Annotated in this window: 21 protein-coding genes and 3 tRNA genes; 17 read left to right on the top strand and 7 right to left on the bottom strand. The window is 60.2% G+C overall.

Annotated features, from left to right (window positions below; translation table 11 throughout):
- Positions 1–30: 30 nt before the first annotated feature.
- Both ACE4RL_RS12645 and parE read right to left on the bottom strand, forming a co-directional pair.
- Positions 31–1,443, bottom strand: a complete 1,413-nt coding sequence (locus ACE4RL_RS12645) for a DEAD/DEAH box helicase (RefSeq protein ID WP_375597483.1) — start codon at positions 1,441–1,443, stop codon at positions 31–33.
- Positions 1,444–1,774: 331 nt separating this feature from the next.
- A complete protein-coding gene (parE, locus tag ACE4RL_RS12640; protein WP_375597482.1) occupies positions 1,775–3,799 on the bottom strand; it encodes a DNA topoisomerase IV subunit B in 2,025 nt (674 codons plus the stop codon).
- A gap of 712 nt (positions 3,800–4,511) precedes the next feature.
- On the opposite strand from parE, the gene ACE4RL_RS12635 reads away from it, so the two are divergent.
- Positions 4,512–6,023, top strand: a complete 1,512-nt coding sequence (locus ACE4RL_RS12635; RefSeq protein WP_375597481.1) for an ABC-F family ATP-binding cassette domain-containing protein — start codon at positions 4,512–4,514, stop codon at positions 6,021–6,023.
- 48 nt (positions 6,024–6,071) lie between these two features.
- Here the strand turns inward: ACE4RL_RS12635 and ACE4RL_RS12630 are convergent, their stop codons facing one another.
- The 3 genes from ACE4RL_RS12630 to ACE4RL_RS12620 all read right to left on the bottom strand — a co-directional run bounded on the left by ACE4RL_RS12630 (position 6,072) and on the right by ACE4RL_RS12620 (position 8,285).
- Complete coding sequence (locus tag ACE4RL_RS12630) at positions 6,072–6,371, bottom strand: PRC-barrel domain-containing protein (RefSeq protein WP_375600278.1); 300 nt, start codon at positions 6,369–6,371, stop codon at positions 6,072–6,074.
- A 403-nt stretch (positions 6,372–6,774) separates the two neighbouring features.
- A complete protein-coding gene (tig, locus tag ACE4RL_RS12625; RefSeq protein ID WP_375597480.1) occupies positions 6,775–8,154 on the bottom strand; it encodes a trigger factor in 1,380 nt (459 codons plus the stop codon).
- A 46-nt stretch (positions 8,155–8,200) separates the two neighbouring features.
- Positions 8,201–8,285: transfer RNA gene (locus ACE4RL_RS12620), tRNA-Leu, on the bottom strand.
- Positions 8,286–8,602: 317 nt separating this feature from the next.
- Between ACE4RL_RS12620 and ACE4RL_RS12615 the strand changes: the two genes are divergently transcribed.
- The gene (locus ACE4RL_RS12615) at positions 8,603–8,941 is read left to right on the top strand and encodes a P-II family nitrogen regulator (protein ID WP_067452386.1); all 339 of its coding nucleotides are present in this window, start codon (positions 8,603–8,605) and stop codon (positions 8,939–8,941) included.
- 67 nt (positions 8,942–9,008) lie between these two features.
- A complete protein-coding gene (glnA, locus tag ACE4RL_RS12610) occupies positions 9,009–10,418 on the top strand; it encodes a type I glutamate--ammonia ligase (RefSeq protein WP_375597479.1) in 1,410 nt (469 codons plus the stop codon).
- Between the two features lie 84 nt (positions 10,419–10,502).
- On the opposite strand, the gene ACE4RL_RS12605 is transcribed toward glnA, so the two are convergent.
- Both ACE4RL_RS12605 and ACE4RL_RS12600 read right to left on the bottom strand, forming a co-directional pair.
- Positions 10,503–11,153, bottom strand: a complete 651-nt coding sequence (locus tag ACE4RL_RS12605) for a PilZ domain-containing protein (RefSeq protein WP_375597478.1) — start codon at positions 11,151–11,153, stop codon at positions 10,503–10,505.
- A 456-nt stretch (positions 11,154–11,609) separates the two neighbouring features.
- Positions 11,610–11,867, bottom strand: a complete 258-nt coding sequence (locus tag ACE4RL_RS12600) for a hypothetical protein (RefSeq protein WP_375597477.1) — start codon at positions 11,865–11,867, stop codon at positions 11,610–11,612.
- Positions 11,868–12,010: 143 nt separating this feature from the next.
- Between ACE4RL_RS12600 and ACE4RL_RS12595 the strand changes: the two genes are divergently transcribed.
- The 14 genes from ACE4RL_RS12595 (at position 12,011) to nuoF (ending at position 23,308) form a co-directional block, all read left to right on the top strand.
- A complete protein-coding gene (locus tag ACE4RL_RS12595; RefSeq protein ID WP_375597476.1) occupies positions 12,011–13,501 on the top strand; it encodes an NAD(P)H-hydrate dehydratase in 1,491 nt (496 codons plus the stop codon).
- 354 nt (positions 13,502–13,855) lie between these two features.
- Positions 13,856–14,128, top strand: coding sequence for an HU family DNA-binding protein (locus ACE4RL_RS12590; protein WP_046104301.1), 273 nt, complete (start codon positions 13,856–13,858; stop codon positions 14,126–14,128).
- A gap of 134 nt (positions 14,129–14,262) precedes the next feature.
- Positions 14,263–14,338: transfer RNA gene (locus ACE4RL_RS12585), tRNA-Val, on the top strand.
- Positions 14,339–14,615: 277 nt separating this feature from the next.
- Positions 14,616–14,692, top strand: a tRNA-Asp gene (locus ACE4RL_RS12580).
- Positions 14,693–14,850: 158 nt separating this feature from the next.
- Entirely contained in the window at positions 14,851–15,597 is a 747-nt protein-coding gene (gene msrA / locus ACE4RL_RS12575) for a peptide-methionine (S)-S-oxide reductase MsrA (RefSeq protein WP_375597475.1), read from the top strand.
- Between the two features lie 227 nt (positions 15,598–15,824).
- Positions 15,825–16,376 (top strand): outer membrane protein, encoded by a 552-nt coding sequence (locus ACE4RL_RS12570; protein ID WP_375597474.1) that lies wholly within the window; start codon positions 15,825–15,827, stop codon positions 16,374–16,376.
- A 317-nt stretch (positions 16,377–16,693) separates the two neighbouring features.
- On the top strand, positions 16,694–17,284 hold the full coding sequence (locus ACE4RL_RS12565; protein WP_375597473.1) for an outer membrane protein: 591 nt from the start codon (positions 16,694–16,696) through the stop codon (positions 17,282–17,284).
- 425 nt (positions 17,285–17,709) lie between these two features.
- Positions 17,710–18,075: an NADH-quinone oxidoreductase subunit A gene (locus tag ACE4RL_RS12560; RefSeq protein WP_375597472.1), complete on the top strand. Its 366-nt coding sequence runs from the start codon at positions 17,710–17,712 to the stop codon at positions 18,073–18,075.
- Complete coding sequence (locus ACE4RL_RS12555; RefSeq protein ID WP_375597471.1) at positions 18,066–18,647, top strand: NuoB/complex I 20 kDa subunit family protein; 582 nt, start codon at positions 18,066–18,068, stop codon at positions 18,645–18,647. Before ACE4RL_RS12560 ends, ACE4RL_RS12555 begins: the two co-directional genes overlap by 10 nt.
- Positions 18,648–18,656: 9 nt before the next feature.
- The gene (locus tag ACE4RL_RS12550; RefSeq protein ID WP_375597470.1) at positions 18,657–19,286 is read left to right on the top strand and encodes an NADH-quinone oxidoreductase subunit C; all 630 of its coding nucleotides are present in this window, start codon (positions 18,657–18,659) and stop codon (positions 19,284–19,286) included.
- Positions 19,286–20,476 carry an NADH-quinone oxidoreductase subunit D gene (locus ACE4RL_RS12545; RefSeq protein ID WP_375597469.1) on the top strand — a complete coding sequence of 397 codons (1,191 nt, stop codon included), beginning with the start codon at positions 19,286–19,288 and terminating at the stop codon, positions 20,474–20,476. The genes ACE4RL_RS12550 and ACE4RL_RS12545 overlap by 1 nt, the downstream gene beginning before the upstream one ends.
- Positions 20,476–21,795, top strand: coding sequence for an NADH-quinone oxidoreductase subunit NuoE (nuoE, locus tag ACE4RL_RS12540; protein WP_375597468.1), 1,320 nt, complete (start codon positions 20,476–20,478; stop codon positions 21,793–21,795). Before ACE4RL_RS12545 ends, nuoE begins: the two co-directional genes overlap by 1 nt.
- The gene (locus ACE4RL_RS12535; protein ID WP_375597467.1) at positions 21,795–21,998 is read left to right on the top strand and encodes a hypothetical protein; all 204 of its coding nucleotides are present in this window, start codon (positions 21,795–21,797) and stop codon (positions 21,996–21,998) included. The genes nuoE and ACE4RL_RS12535 overlap by 1 nt, the downstream gene beginning before the upstream one ends.
- Positions 21,999–22,000: 2 nt before the next feature.
- Positions 22,001–23,308 (top strand): NADH-quinone oxidoreductase subunit NuoF, encoded by a 1,308-nt coding sequence (nuoF, locus tag ACE4RL_RS12530; protein ID WP_375597466.1) that lies wholly within the window; start codon positions 22,001–22,003, stop codon positions 23,306–23,308.
- The last annotated feature ends 1 nt before the right edge of the window (position 23,309 follow it).

Raw genomic sequence — 23,309 nt, 5'->3', positions numbered from 1 at the left:
TGGCGCCCCTGCTGACCTTTACTGCAATGTTTATTGTGAAATTCGTGCCGGTCGCAGCAAAAATGCGGGAATCGGCCCTGCGTCGCCGAACGGCGTATCAGCAAGCGGCGCCTCGGCAGCAGCCTTGGACGAGCGCCTTCGCGTGGCCTTGGCGGCCGGTTTGGTCGCCTTTTGCGCAGGGGTTGGTGCCGTGGCGGCTTCTACGGTTTCTGCGGCTTCTATTGTCTCAGCTACTTTCGGCCTGGCTGCGGCGCGTCCGCGGCGGCCTCGGCTTGGCTTCTCTGCGCCGCTCTCTGGCTGCTCCGTCGTGGGTTGGACATCATCAAGCCAGTCGATCTGCCTTTGGATCAGGTTGAGAATGGCGTCCAGATGCTTGCCGTCCGCAGGACCGACCAAGGTATAGGCCACACCAGAACGGCCGGCACGGCCGGTGCGCCCGATGCGGTGTACGTAGTCCTCCGCGTGCACCGGAACGTCGAAATTGAAGACATGGCTCACGGCTGGAATGTCCAGGCCTCGCGCAGCCACATCGCTGGCCACCAGCAGCGTAAGCCTGTTGGTCTTGAACGCATCCAGCGTTTCCGTACGGCTCTTCTGGTCCATGTCACCATGCAGCGCGCCGGCCGAATAGCCATGCCGCTGCAGCGAACGGGCCAGTGTCGCCACGTCACGCTTGCGATTGCAGAAGATGATCGCGTTGGTCAGCCCATCAGAGGCGTCGATCCGGCTGCGTAGAGCTGCCCGTTTCTCGTCCGGCTTGGATGGCACTCTGACCAGTTTCTGGTCAATGGTGTCGGCCGTCGATGCGGCCCGCGACACCTGCACATGCACTGGGTCTTTGAGGAATTTCTTGGTCAGCCGTTCGATCTGGTTGTCCATGGTCGCCGAGAACAACATTGTTTGTCGGCGGGGCGGCAGACGCGACACGATCTTTTCGATATCGTCGATAAAGCCCATATCGAGCATGCGGTCGGCTTCATCGATGACCAGGATCTCGACGCCGGTCAGCAGAATCTTGCCGCGCTCGAACTGGTCCAACAGCCGCCCAGGCGTCGCAATCAGCACATCCACGCCGCGATCGAGCTTCTTGTTCTGCTCTTCAAACGACACCCCACCGATGATCAGCGCCATGGAGAGGCGGTGGTTCTTGCCGTACTTTTCAAAGTTGTCCGCAACCTGAGCTGCGAGCTCGCGCGTCGGCTCCAAGATAAGCGTGCGCGGCATGCGGGCCCGTGCCCGGCCGTTTTCCAGCAGCGTCAGCATGGGCAGGACAAACGATGCGGTCTTGCCGGTGCCGGTTTGCGCGATGCCGATCAGATCCTTCTTTTCCAGAAGGTGTGGAATGGCCTGCGCCTGAATTTCGGTCGGTTTGTCATAGCCAGCGGCGGCCACCGCGTCGGCAACCTTGGTCGAAAGGCCCAGTCCAGTAAAGTTGTCGGTCAAGTCGGTCGGTCCACTCAGCGGTCTGCCCGAAGCCCGCCCGGGCCGAGGGGTTCGGGCCGGTGCGTCGGTCATTGGAAATGCGCAAGTTCTGCCCCTTGGGCGCGCGTCCCTTGCATGAGAGCGGATGGGCTATGAAATACTGTTGCGCATCCGCATAGCGATATAGCAGCGGCAGATCGTCAGGGCCGGGGCCATTATCGCGCTGATAGAACACCAAACTGGATCCTTTGATCGGATCCATTGGAATTGCCCAGCGGCGCGGACCATAGCGCAAACCCTTTGTCTGTCAACGGTCTTGGAGGATTCAGACTGCAACGCGGTTAAAGCGGCCTCAGACGTCGAGGTCGGTCACGAAGGCCGCATTCTCCTGAATGAACTCAAACCGCGCCTCCGGCTTCGTACCCATCAGCCGGTCGACTGTGTTGCGGGTCGCATCTCGGTCATCGAGAATCTTCACCTGCAACAGTGTCCGCGTCTTGGGCGACATGGTGGTTTCGCGCAAATGCGCAAAGGGCATTTCGCCCAAACCCTTGAAGCGGGTGGTGTCGATCTTGCCTTTGCCGGTGAACTCGGTTGCCATCAACTCGGCCCGATGCGCGTCATCGCGGGCATAGAGCGTCTTGCCACCCTGGCTGATCCGGTAGAGCGGGGGCAGGGCGAGATAAAGGTGCCCGTTCTCGATCAGCCGTGGCATTTCCTGGAAGAAGAATGTGATCAGGAGCGACGCAATATGCGCCCCGTCAACATCCGCGTCGGTCATGATGATGATCTTGTCATAGCGCAGATCATCCTCGGTATAGCGGTCGCGGGTGCCGCAACCCAAGGCTTGCACCAGGTCGGCGATCAACTGGTTTGCTGCCAGCTTGTCGCGGCTGGCGCCCGCCACATTGAGAATCTTGCCGCGTAGCGGCAGCACGGCCTGATTGGTGCGGCTGCGAGCCTGCTTGGCCGAGCCGCCGGCCGAATCGCCTTCCACGATGAACAATTCGGCGCCTTGGGCCGCATTCTGCGTACAGTCGGCCAGCTTGCCGGGCAGACGCAACTTGCGCGTGGCGCTGGCCCGGTCGATCTCTTTTTCCTTGCGGCGCCGCAGACGCTCCTCAGCGCGCTCGACCGCCCAATCGAGCAGTTTGCCGGCCTGTTGCGGAGAAGCGGCCAGCCAGTGGTCGAAAGCGTCACGCAAGGCATTGTCGACAATGCGCGTTGCTTCGCCCGAGGCCAGCTTGTCCTTGGTTTGCCCAACAAATTCCGGCTCGCGCACAAAGACGGAGAGCATGGCGGCGCAGCTCGTCAGCACGTCATCCGCCGTCAGATTAGCCGCACCCTTGTTCTTGGTCAGTTCAGCGTAGTTCTTGAGACCGCGCAGCAAGGCCATGCGCAGACCGGCCTCGTGGGTGCCGCCATCGGGCGTGGGGACGGTGTTACAATAGGATTGCACCCCGCCATCGCCGAGGGTCCAGGCAATGGCCCATTCCACCGAGCCATGGCTGCCCGGTCTGCCGCTGCGGCCAGCGAAGATGTCGTCGGTAATGCGCGTCTCACCCTCGATTCGGGCGGTCATGTAGTCCTTGAGGCCGTCGGGATAGTGGAACACGGCCTTGGCGGGCACTTCGTCATTCGCCAGGCTCTCGTCGCAGCTCCAGCGCAGTTCCACCCCGCCGAACAGATAGGCCTTGGCCCGCGTCATGCGGAAAATGCGGCCTGCAGAGAAATGTGCGGTGGCCCCGAAAATATCCGGGTCCGGGTGAAACCGCGTGGTCGTGCCGCGCCGGTTCTGCACCCGCCCGACATTGACGACGTCCTCGACCACCTTGCCGCGCGAAAACTGGATGCGATGCAATTGCTGATCGCGCGCCACCTCGACAATCATGTCGTCGCTGAGCGCGTTGACCACCGAGACACCCACGCCATGCAGACCGCCCGACGTCTCATAGGCCTTGGAGTCGAACTTGCCGCCCGCATGGAGCACGGTATGAACGATCTCAAGTGTCGACCTGTTGGGGAATTTTGGGTGCTTCTCCACCGGGATGCCACGGCCATTATCGGTAACCGTGATGTATCCGTCGGCGCCCAGGTGCACTTCAATGCGCGTGGCGTGACCGGCAATGGCCTCGTCCATGGAGTTGTCGATCACCTCGGCAAATAGGTGATGATAGGCGTTGATGTCGGTACCACCGATATACATGCCCGGTCGCCGCCGGACCGGCTCGAGACCTTCCAGGATTTCAATGTCGGAGGCACCATATTCCGCAGGCGGCTCAGCCCCGGAACGGGCAGACGACTTGGCCGGCTTCGTTTCCTTTGGCGGTTCCGGATTGGGAGCGGTGCTTCCGAAGAGATCTGGCGACATACACATTCCACAATGGTTCGTGCCCGAATCGGGCAGGGTCCAACCCCTAGCATATATCAAGCATTTCCGCGGGTCTGGCCGCCTGGCCAATTCCCACAGCAAGGTGAACCTCATGCCGTCAAGCGGAACGGTTGTGAACCTCGTCCTCGTCAGGAAAGAAACAGTTTCGTCCCAAGATAGGGCGGGCAATTTACCGCTCGTTTGCTTCTTGAAAGCACTTTCTTAAGTGCGTGCTGATAGACATGTGGACATACGGTTTTTGTCTGGAGTTGCCGTATGCGAGCCGAACAACCGGGTATTGCGTATCAATCGGTCAAGGTCGGTTCTGCGTCTCTCGGATATTGGCCGATAGCCGGATTTGGAAGTATTGCGTACCGGCTGGCCAGTTTCCGTGTATCTCGTTTTGGGGCCCTTCTGGGCGTCAGCCTGTTGTTCTATCTAGCCTGACCTGACTTGCGCTGCGAACGCAGTGCGGCTAGGTGTGTCTTGTCAATCACTTCAAACGGGGAGGCTGCAGATGAACCTGTTCCAGACGCATCGCACGCGTGGCCCCGTTCATGCCCTGTGGCAGACGCTGCAGGGCTGACCAGGTACGGTCCGGACGCTTCTACGTTCCCATCCCACTGGTTTGCCCTTCTTGGTGCCCGGCTCTGGTCGAGGCACCGACCACAAGGCATTTGGCGCCCGTATTCTGGCGCCGCTCCAGTGAGTGACTTCCATGGGCAATTTCAATCTCCGCAATGCCGGGCATCGCGCCGGCGACATTCTCTTCTCCAATCTCAGCATCACAATCGGCGAGCAGGATCGCGTTGGTCTCGTGGCCCCCAATGGCCGCGGCAAGACAACCCTTCTGCGCGCCCTGGCAGGCCTGGCCGACCTCAGTGAAGGCGAGGTGACGCGGTCGCGCGGCTTGACCATAGGTTATATGCCGCAGGAGGTACCTCAGGGCTCTCTCGCTCAAACCGCCACGCAATTTGTGTCCAGTGCGCTCGATGCAGACACTTTGGCCAGCGAGAGCTGGCGCGTGGATGTGGTCATGGAGGAGCTCTCAATTCCATCCGAGTTTCGTGACAAGCCCCTGGCAGAACTCAGCGGCGGCTGGCAGCGCATGGTGCTGATTGCGCGGGCCTGGGTCACTCAGCCTGATGCCCTGCTCATGGACGAGCCGACCAATCACCTCGATCTTGGTCGCATCCTGATGCTCGAGGAATGGCTTGGCTATGCCGCGCGGAACATTCCGCTGATCATTGCCAGTCACGATCGCGCCTTTCTCGACGCCACCACCAATCGCACTCTGTTTCTCAGGCCCAGCGAACAGGTCTATTTGCCACTGCCTTATTCGCAAGCCAGGGCCGAACTGGACCGGATCGATGCTGCCGCGGAGGTGCAACGCGAGCGGGGCCTCAAGCAGGCCGCGCAATTGCGCAAACAGGCCGCCAAACTCAACAATATCGGCATCAATTCGGGCAGCGACCTGCTCACTGTCAAGTCCAAGCAACTGCGCGATCGTGCCGAAAAAATCGAAACCCAGGTGCTCGAAACCCACAAGGAGCGCACGGGCCTGGTACGATTGGGCAATAGCGGTGCAGAAGCCCGCGTCATGATGGCGTTCGAAAACGTCGCCATCGAAACGCCCGATGGACGGTCCCTTTTCTCAGTCGAGAAGCTCCATATTTTCCAGGGCGATCGCATTGTGCTGCTCGGACGAAATGGCACTGGCAAGTCCCAGTTCATGCGGGTCGTCACTGAGGCATTGTCCGGATCGGTGCAGCAGGGGCTACGGATCAGCCCACAGCTGAAGCCGGGCTATCTCGATCAGGCCTTGGCATGGTTGCCACTCGATCCGTCACCGCTCGATAACCTGATGCATCGTTTCGATGAGGGAGACCGCCGGACGATAGCGCTTCTGGCCGGGGCCGGATTTCCGCCCGACCGGCAATCCAAACCCCCCCGGACCATGTCGTTGGGGCAACGCGCGCGACTGGCGTTGTTAGCCCTGCGGTTGGAAAAGCCGAACTTCTACTTGCTGGACGAGCCAACAAACCACTTGGACATTCCGGGGCAGGAACAGCTCGAAGACGACATCAGGGGGCAGGGGGCCACATCCATTCTTGTCACCCACGACCGCGCCTTCCTCAAAGCCATCGGCACCAGGTTCCTGCTGATCGAGCGCAAGAAACTGGTGGAGGTGGACGGACCCGACCAGTTCCTGGCGGGAATGGCGAGCTAACCAGCACGAAAGACGATGGGGCGCCGCTGGGCGCCCCATCTTCCGATTTTAGTGATGCCGGTGCTCTGGCATTTGCTCGAGATCTTTCTTCGTCCAGACCGTCAGGGCATGGACATGCCCGTTGTCATCGCGCATGAAATCCAGCGACGCCATGTTGAGCGAAACGTGCTTGACACCAAAGCCTAGAAAGCCACCCACATCCACAATCACCTGAGCGCTTGGTCCGCTGCCATGCAGATGCGATACCTTGCCAATCTCCTGATTGTCCTCGCCATAGATGGGCGCACCCTCGAGGTTTTCTGCCACCAGTTCATGCTCCAGCAACCGGGGATGCCGCTCGTGGTCGATGACCGGCGCATTATGCCCGGGATTGTCGCTGCGTCCGGTCTGTAGGTTGGGGTGATGACGTTCCAGCCGTTCCAGGGTCGCGCTGATCTTTTCTGCGACGACCGGGTCATATTCGTGATCGGGGCTGGTACGCTCATAGTCCCGAAGCTGTTCGGTTGTAATGCCTGCCTCGGCCGCGAACTGGTCGGGGTCCATGCCGAGCGACAGCCGGCGATTATGATCACCCTTGGGCTGGTGATCGGCGTCCGATGTATAGTGGGTCATGCTCGCAACTCCTCTGGTTTCCAGAACAAGCGAGCAGGGGCCATTTGGTTCACGCCTGCGGGGCGCAGGACCGATCAAATCAGCGCGCAAACAAAAAGGCCGCCCGAGGGCGGCCTTGTCAAACTTGGTGCAGTCCACCCTAGTGGTGGTGCTCTTCGGGAACCTCGTCCTCGTCGGCCTGGATCAGCTTGGCGAGGTCCTCACGGGTCATCTTCTTGTCGGTGACTTCACCCAGCTCGATGATGTGATCGACAACCTTGTTCTCGAAGATCGGCGCACGAAGGCTGGCCAGGGCCTGGGGGTTCTTGCGGTAGTAGTCGTAAACCTGCTGTTCCTGGCCGGGGAAGCGACGGACTTCGGCGATCAGCGCCTGCTGATGCTCTTCGTCGCTCACCTGCACTTCACTGGTATTGCCGATTTCGGCAACGACCAGGCCCAGACGCACGCGGCGCTCGGCGATGCGGCGATACTGTTCCTTGGCGGCTTCTTCAGTGGTGCCTTCATCTTCGAAGGACCGGCCGTGATGCTCGATCTCGTGCACAACGCGCTGCCAGATGGTGTTGAACTCGGCGTCGACAAGCTGGGCCGGAACCTCGAACTTGTGACCATCGTCCAGAGCATCGAGAACCTGGCGCTTCATATGCTGGCGGCCCATCGATGACAGGGCGTTTTCCATCTGATCGCGCACGGCCTTGCGCAGCGCGGCCACGTCTTCCAGGCCAAGGCGCTTGGCGAAGTCGTCGTCCAGCTCACCTTCATTGGGGCCGTCGACATGCAGGATGGTGACGTCAAAAGTCGCGTCCTTGCCGGCCAGCTCTTCGTTCTGGTAATCCTTGGGGAAGGTCACCTTCACTTCGCCGGTCTGGCCCTTCTTCATGCCGACCAGCTGCTCTTCGAAGCCGGGGATGAATTCACCCGAGCCGACGGTCAGGTGTGCGTGGTCAGACGAGCCGCCCTCAAATTCCTTGCCGTCGATCTTGCCCACAAAGCTCAGGCCGAGGCGATCGCCATCGGCAACAACGGCGTCCTCACCCTTGTCGGTATAGCCGCGGTTCTGCGCGAAGACGCGCTTCACTTCGGCGTCTACTTCCTCTTCGGTGACTTCGACGACCGGCTTGTTGAGCTTGATGCCCTTGATGTCCATCAGCGTGACGGGCGGCAGGATTTCATATTCGACTTCGAAAGCGAGGTCGGCCTTGCCATCGAGCACGTCATTGATGACGCTCTGATCGTCAGGCAGATCAACCTTGGGCTGCGCGGCGGCGCGCTCTTCGCGCTTGTCGAGCGTGTCGGACACGGTGGCGTTGATCGCGTCGGTCATCACTTCGGACATGGCCGAGCGGCCATAGACCTTCTTGAGGTGCGAAGTGGGCACCTTGCCGGGACGGAATCCCTTGATGTTGGCCTGGCCTTTGAGCTCTTCGAGCTTGGCATCAAGGCGCGAATTAAGATCCGCTGCCGGGATGGTGACGCTCAGCTTGCGCTTCAGGCCATCGTTGAGGGTTTCGGTTACCTGCATTGGGGTCTGATCCCGTATTGATTAATCTTCTTGGCCGAAGGCCATATGGTGCGGGTGAGAGGACTCGAACCTCCACGCCTTGCGGCGCTGGAACCTAAATCCAGTGCGTCTACCAGTTCCGCCACACCCGCCAGGGTCCCCGTCGGCCGGGTTGGCGATGCATCTATATGAAGAGTGTAAGCCAGTCAAAGCTTGATTGGCGCGCGACATCCCCGGACGAAAGCCCATTTCTGCAGCAGTTGCAGATTTGCATTACCCGGAAATTGCGCACAGAGTAGCCATTCTGACTATTTTTTCATCACGCGCGAAATGCCGACATGGCCGCCAGTGCCTGATGATAAGACCTAACCAATTGCGATAACGATGTTTTCTGGCGTTCTGGCACGCTGGCACACCCCATGCATACGAACTGGCCGGTAACCGCCGAAAACGGCCTGTGGAGGCAAGAGTGAAAAAAATCGAGGCTATCGTAAAGCCATTCAAGCTCGACGAAGTCAAAGAAGCGCTGCAGGAAGTTGGCCTGCAGGGCATCACCGTGACCGAGGCCAAGGGTTTCGGGCGCCAAAAGGGGCATACCGAGCTCTATCGCGGCGCTGAATATGTGGTGGACTTTCTGCCCAAGGTGAAAGTCGAAGTTGTCTGTCCTGATGATCTGGCTGAGAAGGCCATTGAGGCGATCCGCGTTGCTGCGCAGACCGGCCGCATCGGCGACGGCAAGATCTTCGTCTACTCCATCGAGCAGGCCATCCGTATTCGTACCGGCGAATTTGGCGACGACGCGCTCTGAGGCCTCCCCTCAGGCGCCGAACACCACAATCAGCAACAAGCATCCGATTTAGACAGGGGAAGACCTAATGACCACCGGAAGCGATATTGTTCAGCGTATCAAGGACGAGAACATCAAGTATCTCGACGTGCGCTTTACCGACCTGCGCGGCAAGCTGCAGCACGTCACCATGGACGCATCCGTGGTCGATGCCGACATGTTCGAGGAGGGCGTCATGTTCGACGGTTCCTCGATTGCTGGCTGGAAGGCCATCAACGAGAGCGACATGGTGCTGATGCCCGATCCGGAATCCGCCTATATGGACCCGTTCTTCGCTGCGCCGACCCTCGCGGTCAACTGCGACATTCTAGAGCCCGCCACCTATCAGCCCTACAACCGCGACCCGCGCGGCATCGCCAAGAAGGCCGAGGCCCTGGTCAAGTCCTCGGGCATTGGCGACTCCGTAGTGTTTGGCCCCGAGCCCGAATTCTTCATCTTCGATGACGTCCGCTATTCGACCACCACCTACAATGTAGGCTTTGCGGTCGACCACTCGGAGCTGCCGACCAACAACAATTCGGAATATGAAGGTGGCAATAACGGCCACCATATCGGCTTGAAGAAGGGCTATTTCCCGGTGCCGCCGCTGGACAGCGCCCAGGACATGCGCGGTGAGATGCTCGAAGCCATGGGCTCGATGGGCGTCATCATCGAAAAGCACCACCACGAAGTGGCTTCCGCCCAGCACGAATTGGGCATGAAGTTCAAACCGATGATTCAGTCGGCCGATGACGTGCTGATCTACAAGTATGCCGTGCAGCAGGTTGCCAATGCCTATGGCAAGACCGCAACCTTCATGCCCAAGCCTGTCTATGGGGACAACGGCTCGGGCATGCACTGCCATCAGTCTATCTGGAAGGACGGCAAGCCGCTCTTTGCAGGTGACCAGTATGCCGGCCTTTCGATGGAGTGCCTCTACTACATCGGTGGCGTGATCAAGCATGCCAAGGCCATCAATGCCTTCACCAACCCGACCACCAATTCGTACAAGCGTCTGGTGCCGGGCTTTGAAGCCCCCGTGTTGCTGGCCTACTCGGCCCGTAACCGTTCGGCGTCCTGCCGCATCCCCTTCGGTCAGTCGCCCAAGTCCAAGCGCGTCGAAGTGCGTTTCCCCGATCCGCTGGCCAACCCCTATCTGGCGTTCACAGCGTTGCTGATGGCTGGCCTCGACGGCATCAAGAACAAGATCCACCCGGGCGACCCGATGGACAAGGACCTCTACGAGCTGCCCAAGGAAGAGCTCAAGGAAATCCCGACCGTCTGCGGTTCGCTGCGCGAAGCCCTGGAAAGCCTGTCGGCCGACCGCGACTTCCTCAAGGTGGGTGGCGTCATGGACGATGACTTCATCGACAGCTACATCGACCTCAAGATGCAGGAAGTGGTCAAGTTCGAGCACACCCCGCATCCGGTCGAGTACGAGATGTACTACTCCGCCTAAGCGGTTCGATATCGAAGTGGGAAAGGGGCCTTTCGGGCCCCTTTTTCTTTTGGCGTGACGCCAGGTCGGTGGAGCGGGCTCCGTTTAGACGGCCTGGAACGTCCGGCGCATCACTTCGCGCCATTCATCTGGCGCCTCCAGCAGCCCCTCGAGGTGATCGGCATCCTGCGGTTCGAAGAAGCGCACTGCAAAACCGAAGTCGAACAACCGTACCACTTCGCCAGTGACCCGCCCCACCGTGACGATCTCGCCCACCTCGGGTTGAAAGGCCGCCGAGACGGCCGCGCCGGAGATCGAATAGTCCACAATCAGGCAGGGTTGCGACCAGTTGTCAGGCCGGGCGATGACGGTACGCGGATTGCTGGGCATGACGCGCTGTGCGACTCGGCGGTCGGTTTCGGTCGTCCAAAGCTTCTCGCTGAAACTGGCAATCCGGGCATTGAGCCGTTCGCGCTCTGCTGCGGTCTGTTCGATGCTGATTTCAAATCCATCGTCGAACTGGCGGGTTACTCTGCCAGTCAGTGTGCCGAAAGAGTTGAAGCTGGTCGAAACCCGCTCTCCCTTTTGTGGAATGACGGGTGCGGTAAGGCGCAATGTGTCGCTGCCAATCATGCGCAGGCGACAGGCAAACAGGTTGATGCCCGGATGGGTCGACTGCTCGCCGATGACATAGCGGCCAGCGACGGTTGTAATGCCATGCAAGGCAATTGTTGGGCGTTCCAGAACTTCGGGCAACTCCGACCTCCCCCTGGTAGTCGATTGAGCATGCCCGAGCCCCGTCAACGCGGGATTGCAGAGGATGTTCGCACTTTCGCGGAACCTGTAAGGGTCAGTTTACCAAGCTAGGCCAGATCGGCCGCGGGCTTTATCAGGTATTCGAGATCTCCGACTTCCTGGAGCTGCAGAAATTGCAGCGCAAACCCAACCTCGAGATCTCTTACCCCGCGGCCAATAACCCGACCCGACGCCATGGGCGTTCCAAGTGCGAGCCATTGGTGTGTCCAAACTGCGGCTCCCGAGCGCGACACATCATCACGAAACAGGGCAGGCTGTGGTCGTCTGCAAGCACAATTGTGCTGCGCGGCTCACGTGGCAGGAAGCGCTTGTGCATGCGTTTGTCGGGCAGTTGCGCATGCACGTGCCGTTTCTGCCAGTCTATCTGTGCCGCGAGTTTGTCGCGGCCGCCGTCATTCATCCACCCAGCATGCCGAGTTCGCTGAAATGGCTGGAAACTGTTTCACCGTCCTTGCCGACAACGGGACCGACGGCGACCAGCAGAGGCGTGGAGATGTCACAAAGCCGGCAGGCGTAGACCGGTAACTTGCTGCCGTCTCCCGGCCGCCGGTCCGGCAAAGCGTAGCGCCCCGCCAGCGCGCCGATAAAACGCACGTCGTGGAACCTGCTTGTCCCACCCTGGCTTTCGTCTTCTATTGCGGTCGTCAATGACACAGGGTCCCCCTCCCAATTGCCATAACCAGCGCCAGCGTGCCCAACACCCCTTAAGGAGTTTTCCCAATCACCGCTCAATTTTTCGCCCCTGATGCCTGATCCGAAGCTAAATTTCTCCACGCCCATCGATCTCGGTAGCCCGCATGTCTGACCTGAACACCAATGTCCTTCTGACGCCCGCAGAGATGGCCAGGGCCGATCAATTGGCCGTCCAGTCCGGCGTGGCCTCACTCGATCTTATGGAGCGGGCCGGACAGGCCGTGGCCGATGTGGTGGTATCACAACATGAACCCCGCTCGGTGATGGTCATCTGCGGCCCCGGCAACAACGGCGGCGACGGTTTCGTGGTGGCCCGTCTTTTACAGAGACTGGGCTGGCCGGTGCGGCTTTGGCTTTCCGTAGACCGCGCGGCATTGCGCGGGGATGCTGCGACCATGGCGGATCGTTGGCCGGGGCCTTGTGAAACCGGGCCGCTGCGACTGGACGGCGTCGGGTTGATCATAGACGCGCTTTTCGGTGCAGGACTGGACCGGGATATTTCGGGTGCTCTGGCCGAGGTCATTGGAGTCGTGAACAACTCCGGGCTGCCAGTGACAAGCGTCGATATTCCCAGCGGCGTCGATGGCGCCACCGGCTCCGTACGAGGAACGGCCATACGGGCCCACTCATCGGTAACCTTCTTTCGACTTAAGCCAGGACATCTGTTGATGCCCGGCCGCGATCTGTGCGGTCATGTGACGCGGAGCGATATTGGCATTCCCACAAAGGTACTCGAGGCTATCCGGCCGCGAACCTGGCACAACGCACCAGGCCTCTGGACATTGCCCCACGCGCCCAGCGACGGATACAAGTTCGATCGCGGGCATGTCGTCGTTCATTCTGGCGGCCCCCTCCAGACTGGCGCCGCGCGCCTTGCGGCTCAAGGTGCCTTCCGATCCGGTGCCGGTCTGGTTACGCTTACCGGCGACGAGGAAGCCCTCAGGGTCCACGCAACGCATGTTACGGCAATCATGCTTCGCCCGGCCGCCTCTGCCGCCGCTGTCGAGGCAATCCTGGACGACCGGCGACACAATGCCTTCGTCATCGGTCCGGCCGCCGGCATTGGGCCCGCAACCAGATCCATTGTATGTGTCGCACTCGCTTCGGAAGCTGCTCTTGTGCTCGATGCCGATGCGCTAACCAGCTTTGCCGGCGATCCTGAGGACCTTTTCCAACGCATCAGTCAAAGGACTGCACCAGTCGTACTGACGCCCCATGAAGGAGAGTTCGCTCGTCTTTTTGACGAGGTGGAAGGGGGCAAGCTGGCACGCGCCAGGCGGGCGGCTGAGCGCTCTGGGGCCATTGTCGTTCTCAAGGGGCGCGACACGGTGATAGCTGCGCCGGACCAGCGGGCCGCCATCAATAGCAATGCGCCGTACTGGCTTGGAACGGCCGGGGCAGGGGATGTTCTGGCCGGTATCGTGGCGGGCTTGCTTGCGCAGGGCATGGCGGGGTTTGAGGCGGCCAGCGCCGCTGTCTGGCTGCACGCCGAGGCGGCCAACCGCTTCGGCGGCCCTGGCATGTTGAGCGAGGACCTGCCGGGAATGCTGCCCGAGTTGCTGCGGTTGGGCGCAGTCGCTGCTGACCTGCGCTGACAGGATCGCGGCGCCAACAGGCTTCATTCATGGTGTCGATATGCGCGCGCCGCTGGATACGAGCCTTGCATCGGTCTTCGGTCCGCTCTTCGTCACGATGACCTATCATGGTGTCGCAGGACGCCATCTACGCGGTCTGTGCGTTCAATACAGGCAAAGCGGGGGCAATCCCCGGAATACTGGGCTTTTTGAGCTTTGTGGGCTTGCGAGGCCCGTTTTTCCGGTTCATTAACAGCTTTGCACCGTCGGGCAGCCGAAAACCCCCGGATTTCCTTGCGCTAAGCGCAGAATCACAAAAGGTTGTCGGCGTTTTCGTTCGCCAGAGACGGCGGGCATTCACTGTGAGGAAACGCTATGAACAAAAACGATCTGGTTGGCGTCGTTGCCGACAAGGCTACGATCACCAAGGCACAGGCCGCCGAAGCGGTTGACGCAGTGTTCGAAGCCATTACTGCTGCTCTCAAGGGCGGCGACGAAGTACGTCTGGTCGGTTTCGGCACCTTTGCCGTCTCCCAGCGCAAGGCTTCGACCGGCCGCAATCCGGCCACCGGCGCCGAGATTCAGATTCCGGCTTCGAACCAGGCTAAGTTCAAGCCCGGCAAGGGCCTCAAGGACGCCATCAACTAAGATTGCGTTCTGCCGGACTTTGGCAATCGGTCCCGTGCGATTTCGCCGGGGCCGTTTCTATTCCTGCAAATGTCAGTTGACGGGCAGGAGCTTGCGTCCTAATCAGGGCGCCGTTCAGTGGCCTAGATCACTGCGGGCGATTAGCTCAGTTGGTAGAGCGCTTCGTTTACACCGAAGATGTCGGCGGTTCGAGCCCGTCATCGCCCACCATTTCCCAGCCGCAGCATCAGGCAGGCCAGCCCCGCACCGCAAAAAGCGATGACCTTGTTCCGAGGTTGTGAGTGGTGGCCAACACATCGAGCAAAGCTTTTGGTTTGATGTGACGCATCAGCTTTTCCCAGCTAGCCATTGATCCAAAAAAGTTATCCACAGCCCAATATCTGCGCTTCGCATTTTCTGCGACAGAATGCCGACAGGGCGCTTGACTTCATAATGGGCGCCCAGTACATGGACGCCACGTTGCGCGAACGACTTGTTCGCAAGCGCTGCGGGAGTAGCTCAGTTGGTTAGAGCGCCGGCCTGTCACGCCGGAGGTCGCGGGTTCGAGCCCCGTCTCTCGCGCCACCCTTTTTCCTTACATTGATGATGTGGTTGAGAAGGGTTGCACTGCAACGCAAGGCACCCCCACCTGTAATCATATAGTCGTGAGACGGATGATCCGGCGTAACTTCCGGCGCATGATGACCGTATATGCTGGCAGATGTTCAGCATGAGGTTTCGTTATGTCCAAGCGCCGGTCAACATACGCATCGTTCGCCGAAAAGCTGCCGCGTCGCCGTGTCGTGGGTGGCCTGCTGGCCCTGACTGCACTTTTCGCGCCGGTTTCGGTGCCACCGCTGCTGGCCCAGGAAGAGCCTGTGGTGATTCCGGCGCCGGAGATGGACCTTGAAGAAACGGGCAGTTCGGCAGTGGCTGTCTTTGCTGGTGGATGCTATTGGGGCGTCCAGGGCGTATTCCAGCGCGTCAGGGGCGTGACCAACGCAGTCTCCGGCTATTCCGGTGGCGAGGCGTCCACCGCCACCTACGAGCGGACCAATCGGGGCGATACTGGCCATGCCGAAACCGTCCAGATCACCTATGACCCCTCAGTGGTGAGCTTTGGCGATCTCATGCATGTCTATTTCTCCGTAGCCCATAATCCGACGCAGCTGAATTACCAGGGGCCGGATCGCGGCACGCAGTATCGCTCGACGATCTTCCCGGTGAACGACGACCAGCGCCGTGTCGCCGAGGCCTACATCAACCAGCTTGAGGATACGGGCCTGTTCGAGGGGCCCATCGTGACGACGCTGGAACCCTTTGAGGCCTTCTATGCGGCCGAGCAGTACCACCAGGACTTTCTGACTCTCAATCCGGACTGGCCCTATATCGTGGTACACGATCTGCCCAAGATCGCGGCCCTCGAAGAGATATTCCCCGACAAGTTCCGCCCAGAACCGGTGCTTGTCGGAATGCTACCGACGAGCTGATCATGGAATGTGGCAGTAGGGTCACACGGGCTGACTGCCGCATTCCGGCCCTCTGCACGTCGGGATTTGGCCCTCAAAGGCCTGCAAAACCGGACGTGCGGCGACATTGGCCAGGGCTGGAAAGAGAACCAGTCGGACCCCTGTCGTCGGGGAAAACCATCGCGGAACCGTGGCCGATAGGGTCACGTTCCGTCCCCAACAGATGGTTCAGTAGAAGGATGACATGGATGCGCATCGCCCGAACTCTTGCCCTCGTGGCTTTCGTCACCACGCTTCCTGCCGGCGCGGTCACGGCTGCAGACCTTATCACCATTCCCACCTCGACTCACGCGGAGCTTCCTGTTGTCGATGCAGCCGGCTTTGACTGGAATGGCTTTTATGCCGGTGTGCATGGAGCAGCCCAGAACGGCACGACCAGCGGCACGCAATATGGATTGGGTATCCAGGCCGGCGTGAACGCGCAGTTCGACTTCTACCTGCTCGGGGCCGAAGTCGCTGTCAGCGGCCTTTTGGAAAACGGCACTGTGGGCGAAACCTCCTATGGACAGATTCTCGGTCGGGCCGGGCTTGTGGTGTCCGACAATGTCGCGATCTATGCTGCCGGCGGCTATGGCATCGATCTGGGGCCGCCCAGCGAAGAAGATATCTTGCTCGGCGGCGGCGTGGAACTGGCCGTTACGGACGATATTTCGGTGCGCGCTCAGTATCTGCACGGCTTCCCGGCTCAGGGGGGCAACGACAAGAATCAGTTCACCCTCGGGGCGAGCTACCACTTCTAGTTTTCCAACCCGGATTCGGCGCAATCGGCCCTGCATTACATGCGGGGCCGATTGCGTTCTTGGCGAGAATGTGTCAGCTAAATGGCAGCAGCCGCTAAGTGCTGCCACAATTGCCAGCCGGATGCGGGTGAACCGCCTGCGAAATCCGGCAATTGTATCAAATTGAACCAATTCCGGTGTGTTCTTGCAACACCTGCCCGGAAATGGTCATCAAATCTTATCCGCACCACTGAATTTGGCAGCGGGCTGTCTTGCCAGCCCCGCGCCCGTCAGGCATTTATCGGTCGACTACGGTTAACTCTATGGGAGTGCAAGACATGTTTGTACGTTCTCTGGCCATTGGCGTTTCCGCCGCGGCTCTCATGGTTGGTGGTGCTCAGGCTGCCGACCTCATCATCCCGACCACTCCGGAGCCGATCTACGCTCCGGCCGGTTTCGACTGGGAAGGTCTCTATGTCGGTGCTCGTCTGGGCGGTCAGTTCGTTGGCGCTAACGCTGGCACCTATGCCAACGTCACCAACAACACCACCTACGGTGTCGTCGGTGCTGCCGTCGGTGTGAACTTCATCCCGATGGACCCGGTCCTGCTCGGCGTGGAAGTCACCGCTGACTATATGTGGAACACCACTGCCGCTGTCACCAACTCGGGTGAGTTCTTCGCGAACCTCCGTGCCGGTGCCATCGTCACCGACAACGCCCTGATCTACGCTCTGGGCGGCGTTGGCTTCAACAACACCGCTGCCGGTTCGGTTGGCGTCTACCAGCTCGGTGGTGGCGTTGAATTCGCCGTCAACGACGTTATCACCGTTCGCGGTGAAGTCGTCGGCCAGGGTGACTTCGCGACCGAAGCTGGTGATACCTTCTTCGAGTCGGCCAAGGCCACCGTCGGCGTTTTCTACCACTTCTAAGTTTGTAGAGTTTCCGGGGCGGGCAACTGCTCCGGGCTCACAATCTTGCAAGCCCATTTCGGCGGACCGATTCTCATCGGTCCGCCGTTTTGGTTTTTGGGGCGTCTGAATCGTATTGCTCGTTGGCAACTCAACTCCATTTGTGGACGGATCAGCTCAGAAGCCGAAGCGACACGGGCGTGCTAGCGAACGCACGTTTGGCGCAATTCCGTTGCTCTGATGGGCTGTCGGCAAGGGCGGAAGGCGCAAAATATCGCCTCTTTTTTATATGAATATTTTGCTCATATTTTCTTTCCCTTGAAACGATTGGGGGGAAGGTCTAAGCCGTTGCCCATCACCGGCGCATCGGCTCGTTTGCCCCAATTGCATCGTGGCCCGTGCGCTCCTCGGCCAGTTCTTGGCCGGTCAGAACTTTAGGCTGCCGCATGACTGAATTGCTCAGCAATTACCTGCCCATTGTCATATTCATCGCGCTGTCTGCCCTTATCGGCGGGGCGCTTCTGATCGCTCCGTTCCTCGTTGCGGTGAAGCGGCCTGACCCGGAAAAGGTCTCCGCCTTCGAGGCGGGCTTTGATGCGTTCAGCGATGCCCGCATGAAAGTCGATGTGAGATTCTACCTGGTGGCGATTCTCTTCATCATTTTCGATCTTGAAGTGGCGTTCCTCTTCCCCTGGGCGGTCGCCTTCCGGGATGTGGGCTGGTTCGGTTTCTGGTCCATGATGATCTTCCTGGCCGTGCTGACCATCGGCTTTATCTATGAATGGCGTAAGGGAGCTCTGGAATGGGATTGAGCCCGTCCAGTTCGACACTGGTTACCCCGCGTCCGACGGGCGCGATCGATCCGGCAACCGGCAAGCCTGTTGGCGCCGATGACCCGTTCTTCACCGGCGTGAACAATGAGCTGGCTGACAAGGGCTTCCTTGTCACCACGGTCTCTCAGTTGATCACCTGGGCGCGTACCGGCTCATTGATGTGGATGCAGACCGGTCTAGCCTGCTGTGCTGTGGAAATGATGCAGATGTCGATGCCGCGGTATGACATCGAGCGTTTCGGCGCGGCGCCGCGCGCTTCGCCGCGCCAGTCGGACGTGCTCATTGTTGCGGGAACCCTGACCAACAAGATGGCTCCGGCGCTGCGCAAGGTCTATGACCAGATGCCCGAGCCGCGCTACGTCATCTCCATGGGCTCCTGCGCCAATGGCGGCGGCTATTACCACTATTCCTATTCCGTTGTGCGCGGCTGTGACCGGGTGCTCCCTGTGGACGTCTATGTCCCTGGCTGCCCTCCGACGGCCGAGGCGCTTCTGTATGGCATTCTTCTTCTGCAAAAGAAGATTCGCCGCGACGGTACGATTGAACGATAGGGCAGGGGCATGGACGAAACTGTTGTCGAGCCGATTGCAATCGACCCGCTGGTGACGCTTGGCGAGCACGTCGCTGCGTCCCTGGGCGACGCCGTCCTGGGTTTCGATGTGGCCTTTGGCGACCTCACTGTCACGGTTGCACGCGATTCTATCGTCAATGTGGCGACCTTCCTGCGTGACGACCCGAAATGTCTGTTCATCAGCTTTGTCGACGTTTGTGGCGCCGACTACCCCGCCCGCGAGTTTCGGTTCGAGGTGGTCTATCACTTCCTCAGCCCGCATCTGAACCAGCGCATCCGCGTCAAGTTAGAGGCCGACGACGTGACGCCAGTGCCGTCCATCTGCGACGTTTTCCCCGGGGCAAACTGGTTCGAGCGCGAGACCTACGACCTGTACGGCGTGCTGTTCTCCGGCCACCCGGATCTACGCCGCATCCTGACCGATTACGGTTTTGACGGCCATCCGCTGCGCAAGGATTTCCCGCTGACCGGCTTCGTCGAGGTGCGCTATGACGAAGAGCGCAAGCGCGTGGTCTATGAGCCGGTGACGCTGGCCCAGGAGTTCCGCACATTCGATTATTTGTCGCCCTGGGAAGGCACCGATTACGTGCTGCCCGGCGATGAGAAGGCGAAGAACTGATGTCTGAAGTCGACGTTCGCAACTTCACCCTGAACTTCGGCCCCGTGCACCCTTCGGCGCACGGCGTGCTGCGTATGATCCTGGAACTCGACGGCGAGCTGGTCGAGCGGGTCGATCCCCATGTGGGCCTGCTCCACCGCGGTACCGAAAAGCTCATAGAGCACAAGACCTACCTGCAGGCCGTGCCATACTTTGATCGCCTCGACTACGTCGCGCCGATGAATCAGGAGCACGCCTTTGCTCTGGCTGTCGAGCGCATGCTGGACATCGAAGTGCCGCGTCGCGGCCAGCTCATCCGTGTGCTCTATGCCGAGATCGGCCGCCTCCTGGCGCACCTGATGAACGTGACCACTCAGGCCATGGATATCGGTGCGCTGACCCCGCCGCTTTGGGGCTTCGAGCAGCGCGAGAAGCTCATGGTGTTCTATGAGCGCGCTTCGGGCGCCCGCATGCATGCCGCCTATTTCCGGCCGGGCGGCGTCCACCAGGACCTGCCGCAGGCCCTGATCGATGATATCGCCGTGTTCTGCGACGAGTTTCCGGCGGCACTCAAGGATATCGACACCCTTCTTACGGGCAACCGCATCTTCAAGCAGCGCAATGTCGATATCGGCGTGGTTCCGCTCGAAGAAGCCTGGGGTCGTGGATTCTCTGGTGTCATGGTGCGCGCTTCCGGCGCGGCCTGGGACTTGCGCAAGGCCCAGCCCTATGACGCTTACGATGAAATGGAATTCGACATTCCTGTCGGCTCCAATGGCGACTGCTACGATCGCTACCTGATCCGCATGGAAGAAATGCGTCAGGCCAACGAGATCATGAAGCAGTGCGTGGCCAAGCTGAACGCACCGGACGGCAAGGGCCCCGTAGCCTCGGTCGACGGCAAGGTGGTGCCACCCAAGCGCGGCGAGATGAAGCAGTCCATGGAAGCGCTCATCCACCACTTCAAGCTCTATACCGAAGGGTACAAGGTTCCGGCCGGCGAGATCTATGCCGCCGTGGAAGCTCCCAAGGGCGAGTTCGGCGTTTATCTGGTGTCCGACGGCACCAACAAGCCCTATCGCTGCCACATCCGCGCGCCGGGCTTCGCGCATCTGAGTGCCATGGATTACCTCTGCCGCAAGCATATGCTTGCAGACGTGACCGCGATCCTGGGGTCGATTGATATTGTGTTCGGAGAGGTGGATCGCTGATGTCTACGCGACGCCTTGCAGACGAGTCGGTGCAGCCGGCAAGTTTTGCGTTCAACGCTGATAACCAGGCATGGGCCGAAAAGCGCATTGCGCTTTATCCGGCTGGCCGTCAGCAGTCTGCCGTGATCCCGCTGCTGATGCGTGCGCAGGATCAGGACGGCTGGGTTACTCGCGCGACCATCGAAAAGGTCGCCGAAATGCTGGATATGCCCTATATCCGCGTGCTCGAAGTTGCGACCTTCTACACCCAGTTTCAGCTCGCTCCGGTAGGCAAAAACGCCCACATTCAGGTCTGCGGTACCACGCCCTGCATGCTGCGCGGGGCTGAAGCCCTCATGGAAGTTTGCAAGAACAAGATCCATCCCGAGCCGCACCATCTCAACGAAGATGGCACCATGAGCTGGGAAGAGGTCGAGTGTCTGGGTGCCTGCGTGAACGCACCCATGGTCATGATCTATCATGATGTCTATGAAGATCTGACGCCCGAGCGTATGGAAGAAATCGTCGACGCTTTTGCCGCTGGTAAGGGTGACACGATCACACCAGGTCCGCAGATCGACCGGCAGACGTCTGCCGCTATTGGTGGTCGAACGACACTGCTCGAAACACCCACCGCCACGCGCGAAAAATTCGTGCCGCCGCCGGCCCCGGAGGCCGAGGCCGCTCCCGCCGCAGCGGCCCCTGCAGCCAAGACCGAACCCGATACGGCCGCAAAGCCCAAAGACGTCGCCGCCGAGAATGCACCGGCCATCAAGGGCACGCCGAAGCAGGCCAAGGTCAGCCAGTCCAAAGCCGAGGCGGAGCGCCTCAAATCTGATGCTGCCGCCGGTGCCGATGGCAAGCCGAACACGGCCATGCGCGAGGGTGCCGTGGGCGCAGAAGCCAAGGGTGAAGGCATTGATGACGGCGTGGCCGTCGGCAAGAAGCACTCTTCTGCGCCGGGCATTGGCGGCGCTTCGGCGCAGGTCGAAGAAAACAAGCCGGTGATAAAAGCACCTGCCGCCGATCCCGATGAGGTAGTTCCCACCCAGGAAAAGGGCGGCGAGCTGACCCCGCTGTTCGAACGCCCGGACGGACCTGCCGACAATCTCAAGCTGATTTCCGGCGTTGGCCCGGTCATCGAGCGCAAGCTCAATGCTCTGGGCATCACGCGCTACGACCAGATCGCCAAGTTGCAAAAGGACGACATCGCACGCGTCGATGAAGTCCTCAACTTCAAGGGCCGTATCGAGCGTGACAACTGGCTCGGTCAGGCGGATGCATTGGCCAGGGGCGGTGCCGAAGAATATCGCAAGGTGTTCGGGAAGGACCCGCGCTAATGACCATTGGTGGGATCGATTTTCGGGCTCTTACGATCGCGGACTACGCCGTTGGCGTGGTCTATGCGGTGCTGGGCACGTTCATCGTCACCGGCTTTGAAATGGTTCTCAATATTTCGCTGCCCAGCTTTGTGGCTGCGGCAGTGGGGGCTGCGATTGGTATCGCCGCCTGGTTTGTCTTTTTGTTGAAGCGGAAAAGCTGATCATGCTCGCTGACAAGGATCGCATTTTCACCAATCTCTACGGCCACCACGATTGGCGGCTCGAGGGCGCGCGCGAGCGCGGCTCATGGGTTGGGACCAAGGAATTCATCGATTCCGGACGCGACTGGATCACCAATGAAGTTAAGGGGTCGGGCCTGCGAGGTCGCGGCGGCGCTGGCTTCCCGACGGGCCTCAAATGGTCCTTCATGCCCAAGCAGAGCGATGGCCGCCCGCATTACCTTCTGGTCAATGCCGACGAATCCGAGCCGGGCACCTGCAAGGACCGCGAAATTCTGCGCCACGAGCCGCATCACCTTATTGAAGGTTGCCTCCTGGCCTGCCGCGCCATGGATGCGCACCTGGCCTTCATTTATGTGCGCGGCGAATTTGTCCGTGAGCGCCAGCGCCTCGAGGAGGCCGTCCAGGAAGCGTATGACGCCAAGCTGATCGGTAAGGACAATGTTCACGGCTGGGATATGGACATCATCGTCCATCACGGCGCCGGCGCTTACATCTGCGGCGAAGAAACCGCGCTGATGGAATCGCTTGAAGGCAAGAAGGGCCAGCCGCGCCTCAAGCCGCCATTCCCGGCCGGCATGGGCGTCTATGGCAACCCGACCACCGTCAATAACGTCGAATCCATCGCCGTTGTGCCTGAAATCCTGCGCCGCTCCGGCGCCTGGTTCTCGTCCATCGGCCGCCCGAACAATGTCGGCACCAAGCTCTTCATGGTCTCTGGCCATGTGAACAAGCCGGCGACCTTCGAAGAAGCCCTGGGCGAAAGCTTCAAGGACATCATCGAAAAGCATTGCGGCGGCATCCGCGGCGGCTGGGACAACCTGCTGGCTGTGATCCCCGGCGGCGCTTCGTGCCCGGTCGTGCGTGGCGAGGACATGATGGATGCCATCATGGACTTCGACGGCATGCGCGAGAAGAAGTCCTCCTTCGGCACCGGCGGCATGATCGTGATGGACAAGTCCACCGACATCATCAAAGCCATCTGGCGCATCTCGGCCTTCTTCAAGCATGAGAGCTGCGGCCAGTGCACACCGTGCCGCGAAGGTACCGGCTGGATGATGCGCGTCATGGAACGCATGGTGCAGGGCCGCGCCCAGAAGCGCGAAATCGACATGCTGTTCGAAGTGACCAAGCAGATCGAAGGTCACACCATCTGTGCACTGGGTGACGCGGCCGCCTGGCCGATCCAGGGCCTGATTCGCAATTTCCGTCCCACCATCGAGGCGCGGATCGAGCAATACACCTATTCATCCACCAGCGACGGCGCCGTTCCGTCGATCGCGGCGGAGTAAG

It is taken from the genome of Devosia polycyclovorans (assembly GCF_042181575.1).
Classification (GTDB): domain Bacteria; phylum Pseudomonadota; class Alphaproteobacteria; order Rhizobiales; family Devosiaceae; genus Devosia; species Devosia polycyclovorans.
This window is presented reverse-complemented; position numbering and strand designations above follow the sequence as displayed.

Bases quoted from the DNA above. Each gene is read 5' to 3' on its own strand.
- ACE4RL_RS12565 (WP_375597473.1), top strand. From the start codon at position 16,694: ATGTTTGTACGTTCTCTGGCCATTGGCGTTTCCGCCGCGGCTCTCATG.
- msrA (WP_375597475.1), top strand. From the start codon at position 14,851: ATGTCCAAGCGCCGGTCAACATACGCATCGTTCGCCGAAAAGCTGCCG.
- ACE4RL_RS12595 (WP_375597476.1), top strand. From the start codon at position 12,011: ATGTCTGACCTGAACACCAATGTCCTTCTGACGCCCGCAGAGATGGCC.
- tig (WP_375597480.1), bottom strand. From the start codon at position 8,154: ATGCAGGTAACCGAAACCCTCAACGATGGCCTGAAGCGCAAGCTGAGC.
- parE (WP_375597482.1), bottom strand. From the start codon at position 3,799: ATGTGTATGTCGCCAGATCTCTTCGGAAGCACCGCTCCCAATCCGGAA.
- glnA (WP_375597479.1), top strand. From the start codon at position 9,009: ATGACCACCGGAAGCGATATTGTTCAGCGTATCAAGGACGAGAACATC.
- ACE4RL_RS12635 (WP_375597481.1), top strand. From the start codon at position 4,512: ATGGGCAATTTCAATCTCCGCAATGCCGGGCATCGCGCCGGCGACATT.
- ACE4RL_RS12545 (WP_375597469.1), top strand. From the start codon at position 19,286: ATGTCTGAAGTCGACGTTCGCAACTTCACCCTGAACTTCGGCCCCGTG.
- ACE4RL_RS12535 (WP_375597467.1), top strand. From the start codon at position 21,795: ATGACCATTGGTGGGATCGATTTTCGGGCTCTTACGATCGCGGACTAC.
- ACE4RL_RS12590 (WP_046104301.1), top strand. From the start codon at position 13,856: ATGAACAAAAACGATCTGGTTGGCGTCGTTGCCGACAAGGCTACGATC.
- ACE4RL_RS12555 (WP_375597471.1), top strand. From the start codon at position 18,066: ATGGGATTGAGCCCGTCCAGTTCGACACTGGTTACCCCGCGTCCGACG.
- ACE4RL_RS12560 (WP_375597472.1), top strand. From the start codon at position 17,710: ATGACTGAATTGCTCAGCAATTACCTGCCCATTGTCATATTCATCGCG.
- ACE4RL_RS12550 (WP_375597470.1), top strand. From the start codon at position 18,657: ATGGACGAAACTGTTGTCGAGCCGATTGCAATCGACCCGCTGGTGACG.
- nuoE (WP_375597468.1), top strand. From the start codon at position 20,476: ATGTCTACGCGACGCCTTGCAGACGAGTCGGTGCAGCCGGCAAGTTTT.
- ACE4RL_RS12570 (WP_375597474.1), top strand. From the start codon at position 15,825: ATGCGCATCGCCCGAACTCTTGCCCTCGTGGCTTTCGTCACCACGCTT.
- nuoF (WP_375597466.1), top strand. From the start codon at position 22,001: ATGCTCGCTGACAAGGATCGCATTTTCACCAATCTCTACGGCCACCAC.